The 3,682-nt window shown below is 54.6% G+C and carries 2 protein-coding genes; both read left to right on the top strand.

The features are described from left to right. Positions 1-89 precede the first annotated feature (89 nt). On the top strand, positions 90-3,374 hold the full coding sequence (locus ACESMD_RS10680) for a DEAD/DEAH box helicase family protein (RefSeq protein WP_372612983.1): 3,285 nt from the start codon (positions 90-92) through the stop codon (positions 3,372-3,374). Between the two features lie 26 nt (positions 3,375-3,400). Next, on the top strand, positions 3,401-3,670 hold the full coding sequence (locus ACESMD_RS10675; protein WP_372612981.1) for a hypothetical protein: 270 nt from the start codon (positions 3,401-3,403) through the stop codon (positions 3,668-3,670). Positions 3,671-3,682 lie beyond the last annotated feature (12 nt).

The raw sequence follows: 3,682 nt of genomic DNA, 5'->3' as shown, positions 1-3,682 counted from the left end.
GCCATGCGCGATGAGGTCTGCCATGTCATGGAGGGTGGCCGTGATGCATTCGAGCGGCGTTATCGTCGGTTGGGGAAGGAGCTGTAAACATGCCCCCACGTAGACCCAATAACCGGCCCCAGGTGCCTTTTGCATACAAACTGGTCTTGAACCAGTGGCTGTTCAACCTGTTCGGCCTGCCTTCCAACGATGGATTTTTTACCTGGAACGGCAAGCGATTGCCCCTGCTGGAGGCCTTCAAACAGAAATTCCAGTTGAGCGAAGACAGTGCAGGCGGGCTGGATGAGAACAATATCCATCGCTTTCACACGACCTTGACCAATCAGACCGACCCGCTCCCCGAGCTGCCGGATGACCTGCTGCTAGAGTACGACCAGAATATCGTTCGCCATACCCAACGCCTAAACGAGCGCCGGCTGGCGCGAGGCGAAGAGGCCATCGTCTGGAAATACTTTCAGTACATGTCGCTGCTGTTTACCGAGATCTATCTGGACCGCTATTTCTCCGATGCGGGCGCCTTGCTCGCCTCAGTCAACGAGCAGATTGAGCGCTATAACGCCGATAAGCCGGAGCCCGATCAAGTGCCGCCGCTGGACCCGGAAAGCGATGTCCCGGGGCAGTTGAACAAGCTGGCATTCTGGAGCGCCACCGGCTCGGGAAAGACGCTGATCATGCACGTTAATATCCTGCAATATCAGCATTATCTGACCAAGCACCGTCGCCGTCGCGAGCTGAACCGCATTATCCTGCTCACACCCAACGAAGGGCTGAGCCATCAGCACTTGCTGGAGTTTCAGGCCGCCGGGATCGAAGCGGAGCTGTTCGATAAGAACGGGCGGGGGCTGTTTTCCGGCCAGGCGGTCGAGATTATCGACATCAACAAGCTCCGCGATGAGATGGGTGACAAGACCGTCGCCGTCGATGCCTTCGAGAACAACAACCTGGTATTGATCGATGAAGGGCATCGGGGCGCCAGTTCCGGGGAGACCGGCACCTGGATGCGCTTTCGCAATGCGCTGTGTGAGCAGGGCTTTTCCTTCGAGTATTCGGCTACCTTTGGCCAAGCGGTCAAGGGTAGTTCGCAATTGACGGCCCAGTACGCGCGCTGTGTGCTGTTCGACTATTCCTACAAGTATTTCTACGGCGACGGCTATGGCAAGGACTACCAGATCCTGAATCTGGACCCGCAGACCCAGGAAAACACCATGGAGGTGTATCTGGTCGCGTGCCTGCTGTCGTTCTTTCAGCAGCTTCGCCTTTACCAAGAGCAAACCATCGCCTGCCGGCCCTTCAATATCGAGAAGCCCTTGTGGATTTTCGTCGGTGGTCGTGTAACGGCCTCCCTATCAACGAGGGATGCGTCCGATATTGTCGAGATACTGCGCTTTCTTGCGCGCTTTCTCTCCGATCGTGCCGGCAGCACAGCGCACATTCGGCGGGTTCTCGATGAAGGCCTGATCGCGGCCGACGGGCGCAACCTGTTTGCTCGTCGCTTTACCTATCTCAACAGTCTGGGGCTTTCCCACGAGCAGGTATTCGGTGAGATTCAGGCCAGCCTGTTCAACGCGACGGGTGGCGGGGCATTGCATATGGAGAACCTCAAGGGTGTGCCCGGAGAAATTGCACTGCGTGTCGGGGACAATGACCCCTTCGGCCTGATCAATGTGGGGGACGACAGCAAGCTGTGCTCGCTCTGCGAGAAGGAAGACGGACTGCTGGTTGGGGATCGGGACTTCAAGGGCTCGCTGTTCCAGTCAATTAATCATGCGGACTCCCCAGTCAATATGCTGATCGGCTCCAAGAAGTTCACCGAAGGCTGGAGCAGTTGGCGCGCCAGTACCATGGGGCTGATGAATGTAGGCAGCACAGAAGGTTCTCAGATTATCCAGCTCTTTGGTCGTGGAGTACGTTTGAAGGGCCATGATCGCAGCCTGAAGCGCAGTAGCCGGCTGAATCTGCCGGAGGACGTGGTGCGTCCAGCGCATCTACCGATGCTCGAAACCCTGAACATTTTCGGCATCAAGGCTGACTATATGGCCCAGTTCCGCCAGTTCCTTGAAGAGGAGGGGCTGCCGTCCAATGAGGAACGGATCGAGTTTCTGTTGCCGGTGATTCGTAACCTTGGACAGAAGAAGCTGAAAACCATTCGGTTGAAGAAGACGATCAACGGTGTCAGCACCGAATTCGGCGATGCCTTCAAGAAGCTGGGCCCGGTGCCAACACTGGCGCCACCCGATCCTTCTCAAGAGGCAGCAACCCGGTATCTGCAAACCAATCCGGTCGTCCTCAACTGGTATCCGAAGATCCAGGCATTACGTTCCAGTGGTGTCGGCGCTGTGGAGGAGGACCGCCAACCCGACCAGGGTATGCTGACCAGGCAACACATCGCCTTTCTCAATCTGGACGCGCTGTACTTCGAGCTGCAACGGTTCAAGGCCGAGCGTGCCTGGCACAACTTGAACTTGCCCCTGAGCATTCTGGGCGACCTGCTGGCCGACCAGAGCTGGTATCGCCTTATGATCCCGGAGTCCGAGCTGGACTTCGATTCCTTCGAAAAAATTCACTTGTGGCAGGAGCTGGCGGAGGCGCTGCTCAAGAAATACTGTGAACGCTATTACTCGTTCCGCAAGAAGGAGTGGGAGCTGCCGCACCTGGAGTACCGCTATCTGGATACCGGCGATCCCAACTTTCCCCAGGCCAATGAAGAACATCCGGAAGGTTACTATCGCATCCTGGTGGAAGAATCTCAGACCGAGATCGTCGATAAGCTCAGGGAGCTCAAAGCACAGATCGATGCGGGAACGTTGAAGCCGTGGCAGTTTGGCGGCCTGCATGCCATACCTTTCGGGAGCCATCTATATGAGCCGTTGTTGCATCTGGCGGGCTCCGCAGTGGAAGTCAGCCCCGTGCCACTAAACCAGGGCGAGCGCCGTTTTGTGGAAGATATTAAGTCTTACTGTGATTCGACCCCAGCGTTGCTGCAGGATAAGGAATTGTATTTGCTACGCAACCTGAGCAAGGGGCGGGGTGTGGGATTCTTTGAAGCCGGCAATTTTCACCCGGATTTCATTGTCTGGTTGATCGTTGATGGTCATGAGCATATCTCTTTTGTTGACCCTAAAGGCATTCGAAACCTAGGCGTACAGGATGCGAAGATACAGTTTTACAAAACAATAAAGGAGATTGAAATTCGGCTTGGTGATCCATCTATAACCTTGAGTAGCTTTGTGGTATCTAACACGTCATCACACGAAATGGAACTTTTGTGGGGTATTGACAAGGCTCAAATGGAAAGTTGCAATATCCTTTTTCAAAAGGAAGATAAGGATCAATATGTCCAAATTTTGATTTCCAAGATATTAGGAATTATTTAGCTGAATAACATGATATGAGATAGCAGATGAATCAATACGAACAAATTGGCTCGGAAATTCGCCAGATGGCCAAGACCCTGGTGCTTCATTTCATGCAGTCACGCCCTGAGTGCCAGCCAGGCGAGGAAGGCCTTCGCCTGACGCGAATCTTTCGAGCGTGTGGTTTCGACTGGGGTGATCAGATCAAAGCGACTGCATCGAATCAGCAGTATTGGGTTAGCGCCATCATCCGGGTACTGGAGGCTGAAGGGAAGGTTGAGAGGATCGGTGAATCCGGCCCTTGGCGCCTGCTTTGACTGGTTCTGTCG

The sequence above is a fragment of the Halomonas sp. genome, assembly GCF_041689495.1.
Taxonomy (GTDB): Bacteria; Pseudomonadota; Gammaproteobacteria; order Pseudomonadales; family Halomonadaceae; genus Halomonas.
This window is presented reverse-complemented; position numbering and strand designations above follow the sequence as displayed.